Here is a 5,564-nt window from a genome sequence, read left to right on the forward strand (position 1 = left end):
GGACAGCACCCGGATCGACGATCTCGAAGCGCGCCTGGGCAAGCTCGCACGCGTGCTGACCGGCGAGCCGCGCTTGACAGTGTCGATTGGCGCGGGTGGTCCTCGCATCGAGCGCGAGCGTTTGGTCTTGCCGTCCCGCGCTCTCGAATTTGAAAAGGACGCCGAATCAATCGAAAGTGTGGATAGCGAAGAATCCCTGCTCACAGGCTACATGGATCTGCTGGCGGCGCGCTGGCGTCATAGCGCGGCGCACCGGCTCGATACCGCGCCGGCGGGCGTAACGGGGCGTATCGCGCAGATCGTCGAAGACCGGCGCGTTCTGGCGCGCCTGATGGCGGATTTTCCGGGCGCGCGCCGTTATGTCGCGTGCTGGCGCGCTCAACTCGCACGCGACGCGGCGCGGTGCTGGCAGACGCTCACCTGGCCTGAGCGTCTGGTGTGGGCCATCGAGCGCACGCTATGGGATGAGCCTGCCGACGTGAACGAGCGCGATGTGACTTCGCTGGCAGCGGCGCTGCGCGTGCTGGAGAACGCGCAAGGGCCGCTCGCTGCAGCGCGTGCGAGCGATTCCACGCGAGCAAGCGTGCGGGCCGCACAGGCCATCGTCGCGGGCGTGCGCTCGCTGGCCTCTCGCGGCGCGAACAATATGATGCAGACGGCGCATCCCATCGAGGAACTCGATAACGCAGCGCTCGCGCGTGAACTCGATGAATTCGGCGCGCATGACGATACCGCGTTCGCGCTAACGCTCGACGGGGATGCGGCCTCACAAGACGCACAGGCGCTCGATTCCGCCGCCAATGCGCAGGCCGACGCTACTTCCGCACCCGGTGCGGCGCTTTCGGACGCCGACGCCGCTGCAACGCGCGCGTCCAGTGCAGGAGGCGCGTTCGTTAAACCGCAGCGCTCGATTCCGCTCACCACCGCCTTCGACCTCGTCACCGATCTCACCGGCAGCGGCGACGCCACCGCCTGGCGCAAGCTGCGCACGCTCGCGCGCGCGGAAACCGGTGCGCTCAAGACGCATCTCGAACGCATGCTCAAGGCCGACGAACTCACCCACTGGAAGCGCGAGCAGGAGCGTGGCGAGATCGACCGCACCGCGCTCGCGCGGCTGGCGGTTTCGCGCGGCTACCGCACGCCGTTTCGCGTGGGCACGCATGCGAGTGGGCGCGATGCCGCCGTGACGCTGCTGCTCGATCTGAGCGGTTCGATGGCGGGCCGCAAGATCGAACTCGCTCGCCTGTGCGCGGCGGCGCTGGCCGATGCGCTGATGCAGCTTGATTTCGAGTGTGAAGTGCTCGGTTACAGCTCGGTGGAATCGCCGCCGATGCGCGCATTCTGCGAGCGCGAACGCGCAGCGGGTGTCGATCTGCGCGGCTATAACCGCTTCGTCGAGCGGCTCGATCTGCGCATTTTCAAGCGCTTCGATGCGCGCGATGCGAGCGGTCTCGCGGCGATCGAATGCGGCCACGAAAACCCCGACGGCGAGGCGCTCACATGGGCCGCAGGTCGGCTGGCGGGGCGCAAGGAGCGGCGGCGTCTGCTGTTCGTGCTCTCGGATGGCAGCCCGTCCACCAGCGACGGCGATCCGGCGATCTTGCGCCGCGACCTGCACGCGCGCGTGGCCGAGGTGAGCGCGCAGGGCATCGAACTCGTGGGCATCGGCATTCAGGACGATTCGGTCGAAGCGTTTTATCAGCACGCCGTGGTCGTGCGCAAACTGCACGAATTGCCCACGGTCGCATTCGCGACGCTGAGCCGGATGTTGGCGCGCCAGCGTTAAAAATGCGCTGAATGCCGGTTAACTGCAGGCGCGCGCCTTGCGGGCAGCGCATGCGTGATATACCTTGTCGGACTATATCGTTGTGAAATGTCGCGAAGTATCGTGATAAGGCGCAACGATTCCACTGAACAAAGTCATTCGAAACGTAGGTCATGTCCGCTTCCGGCCCAGGGAATCACGAAGACTACGATCGCCTCTACTACCGGCTCGATCTCGAGCCGGGCGCCAGCGCAGCCGACATCAAGCACAACTATCGACAGCTCGCGCAGATTTTCCATCCCGACAAATGGCGGCATCCCACGGCCGCGTCGCTACATTGGGCCGACGAGCAGTTCAAGCGGATCAAGGAAGCGCGCGAGGTGCTGGAGGCCTACTGGGCAGCGCATCACGAAGCGCCCGCGAGCGGATCTGTGCTAAGCGACGCGCAACGGTTGCGCGTGCGAGACCAGTTGCGCGAACTGGAGCAGCGCCGCGATCGCCTGCATGGCGAACTCGATGGCCTGCAGCGCGACAGGCTGCGGGCGCTGACCGAGATGGCGCGCATGCAGACCGAGCGCGAACGGCTGATCGGCGAAATCGTGCGCTTGCGCGACGACGCCGAACGCGAACGCGCGGCGCATGCGGCCTGGCGTGAAAACGAGCAGGCCGCTGCCAATGCCGTATCGCAGGACATCGCGCAGGAGCCTGCAGACGTGGCCGCTGCGACCGAATTCGAGCCGACCGAACGCCACGCCATCCGCAACTTCTTCTTCGCGCGTTTCGACGATCCCTCGCGCGGCTGGCTGATGACGCTGAGCGCAGCGGTGCTGGTGTTGATCGTGCTGTTCGTGGTGGCGCACCGGCTGGTTTTCAGCGTGTTCGACGCGACGGGTTCGTGGCGCTGGCTCGGGGTGTTTTTGCAAACGCTGCTGATTATTTCCGGCGCGGTGCTGGCGGGCGGCTTCGCCTGGTCGCAGCGCACCTTCCATCGCGCGGATCGGGCGGGGCGCGTGCACGGCGTGCCGCTGCCTACGCGCGAAACCTGGCAGCGTGTGACGTCTGCCTTGCGCAGCACTGGCCGTCATGGCGCGCTCTGGCAGATCGAAACCGGCGCGCTGTCGCCCGACGGCGAAGGCTTCGAATTGCAGGCCGTTTTGCGTTATTCGACCAAGCCGCATGGCGAGAGCGAAGCGCATCAAGCCGTGACCTTCCGTTGTCGCGCGCAGGCCGCAGGAGCCGGCGCGACGCGCATCGCGTGGGACTTCGGCGTGCAGGCGCCGACGTGGTGGCTTGTACCTGCCGCGAAAGTCGTGCGCGATTTACGCTGGCGTATCGAAGCGGATATCGCTGGACGAGCCTGAGCGCGGCTGCCGCGCGCCGCTCGAAATTCGATCAGAACACCTGACGAAATACCCAATACAGCGCAGCTGATAACGCAATCGATGCGGGCAGCGTCAGCACCCACGCCAGCGCGAGATTGCGCACCGTAGACCATTGCAGCCCGGAGCCATTGGCGGCCATGGTGCCCGCCACGCCCGAGGCGAGCACATGTGTGGTCGAAACGGGCAGCCCATAGACATCGGCCATGCCGATCGTCAGCATCGCCACAGCTTCGGCGGATGCGCCCTGGCCATAGGTGAGATGCTGCTTGCCGATCTTCTCGCCCACGGTCACGACAATGCGCTTCCATCCCACCATCGTGCCCAGGCCCAGCGCGATGGCCACAGCGACCTTTACCCAGGTGGGAATGAACTTGGTCGCGTGATCCATCTGCTTGCGGAAGTCGTCCAGCGTGGCCGTATCGGCGGCGGAAAACGCGGGCGTTTTCGCTTTTTCCATCAGGCGGATCGCTTCGGAGGCTACATACATGTTGTTGCGCACGTTATCGACGATCACTTGCGGAACCTGCGCCATCGATCCGGACAGGCTCACCTGGTCCGCGACGGTGTCGGTCAGGGCGCGCAAGGCGGGCAGCGTGGCCGGTTGCAGGCGGTGCGTGCGCACGTAGGCTTCGACTTCGGCGCGTGGATCGGCGGGCGCTGCTGCGGGGGCGTAATGAACCAGCGTAATCGACGCTGCGCGCGCGGCGGCCACGAAGGTTGCGGTTTCGCCGGGCGTCACGGCCTTGTTGAGCGCGTAGGCCGTGGGCACCACACCGATCAGGATCAGCATGATGAGGCCCATGCCTTTCTGGCCGTCGTTGGAGCCGTGCGCGAACGACACGCCCGTGCAGGTGCCAATCAGTAGCACGCGAATCCAGAACGGCGGCGGCTTGTTCGGTTCCGGCTGGCGATAGAGACTGGGTTTGCGCACGAGGAACTTCAACACGATCAGCATCAGCGCGGACAGCACGAAGCCCACGATGGGCGAGAACAGCAGCGCCTTGCCCACGCCGGCCGCCTGCGCCCAATCCACGCCCGACGTGCCAGACGGCCCGCTGATCCACTGGTTCATGATGCCCACGCCGATGATCGAGCCAACCAGCGTATGCGAGCTAGACGAAGGCAGGCCGAGATACCAGGTGCCCAGATTCCAGATGATGGCCGCGATAAGCAGCGCGAACACCATCGCAAAGCCCGCGCTGCTGCCCACCTGCAGGATCAGCTCGACGGGCAGCAGTTGCAGGATGCCGAACGCGACCGCGCCGCTCGACACCAGCACGCCAAGGAAATTCCACATGCCCGACCACACCACGGCCAGGTGGGGTTCGAGCGAATTCGTGTAGATGACGGTGGCGACCGCATTGGCGGTGTCGTGAAAGCCGTTCACGAATTCGAAGCCGAGCGCGATCATCAGCGCAATGGCAAGCAGTACGAAAGGTAGTGTGGAGCTTTCCTGCACGGCACGCAGATCGACGAACAGATGATCGATAACGTAGATCGCGCCAATCGCGATGATGAGAAAGAACAGCGTGACGGCGAGGCCGCGTCTGCGTGGATGCACCGCGCCTAAGGGAGAGATGGGGATGTCCGGCATGTGCGTGCGCTTGTGGGTTGGGCTCGTGAGCCTCGCGCGCGACGCCGGAAAATATTACGCCAGCCGATGCCGTTTGCAAACGTTGCGGCAACATGCGTGAAAGAGGCGGGGCGCGTTCGGCACGCCGCGGTTGCGGCATGCCGTTCGAGAGAGGCCACAGTGTCGCACAACGCGCGGCACGGTTGCGCCAGCATGTCAACGCCGCGCCAGGTCTACGCGCCGCGGCGGCCGCCCCATGCGGCTGCCGCGGCTTTTGCGTCGGATTGACGCGGTCATGCGTTGCGGATCAGAACAGCAGCGCGATCCCCGCCATGCCAACGAACTGCGAATGCGTGCTCGACGGCGTGCTGTTTTGCGAGTCGCCCACCGCCGGCGTCGCGTTGACGATATCGCCCGCACCATTGGCGCCGAGCGTCTGACCGCTCGCGTGCTGATAGCCCTGCAGCGCATAGAGCGAGGTGCGCTTGGAGAGGTGATACGTCTCCTTGAGCGAAACCTGTTCGTAGCGCGCGGCGCTGGTGATGCCGTTGGCCTTCGAAGCCAGCGTGTACGCAAAGCCGCCGCCCACGTCGAACGACGGCGTGAAGCGGTAGGTGGCAAGCGCCGCCCAGGTGTTGAAGACAGCGGTATTGGCGAACACCGACTTGCCGCCCGGCAGGTATTCGACATTCGAATACGAGGCGCCCAGCAGGAAGTTACCGATCGCGTAGTTGCCCGCCACGGCGATGTGCTGCACCGCGCGCGCCGACACGTAGCCCGTGTTCAGCGACGATTTACCGAAGCTCGCCGTCGACGACGTATCGAAACCGCTGGTGAGCGCGGC

4 protein-coding genes are annotated in these 5,564 nt (G+C 65.4%); 2 read left to right on the forward strand and 2 right to left on the reverse strand.

All coding sequences use genetic code 11. The features are described from left to right. The first annotated feature begins 13 nt into the window (after nucleotides 1-13). The gene (locus VG320_RS11305) at nucleotides 14-1,786 is read left to right on the forward strand and encodes a cobaltochelatase CobT-related protein (RefSeq protein WP_414696019.1); all 1,773 of its coding nucleotides are present in this window, start codon (nucleotides 14-16) and stop codon (nucleotides 1,784-1,786) included. A 152-nt stretch (nucleotides 1,787-1,938) separates the two neighbouring features. Beyond that, a complete protein-coding gene (locus VG320_RS11310) occupies nucleotides 1,939-3,126 on the forward strand; it encodes a J domain-containing protein (protein ID WP_327200193.1) in 1,188 nt (395 codons plus the stop codon). A gap of 31 nt (nucleotides 3,127-3,157) precedes the next feature. On the opposite strand, the gene VG320_RS11315 is transcribed toward VG320_RS11310, so the two are convergent. Beyond that, nucleotides 3,158-4,741 carry an inorganic phosphate transporter gene (locus VG320_RS11315; RefSeq protein WP_327200194.1) on the reverse strand — a complete coding sequence of 528 codons (1,584 nt, stop codon included), beginning with the start codon at nucleotides 4,739-4,741 and terminating at the stop codon, nucleotides 3,158-3,160. A 286-nt stretch (nucleotides 4,742-5,027) separates the two neighbouring features. Next, a partial coding sequence (locus tag VG320_RS11320; RefSeq protein ID WP_327200196.1) for a porin occupies nucleotides 5,028-5,564 on the reverse strand: 537 nt, incomplete at its 5' end.

Source organism: Paraburkholderia sp., from assembly GCF_035948235.1.
GTDB lineage: Bacteria > Pseudomonadota > Gammaproteobacteria > Burkholderiales > Burkholderiaceae > Paraburkholderia.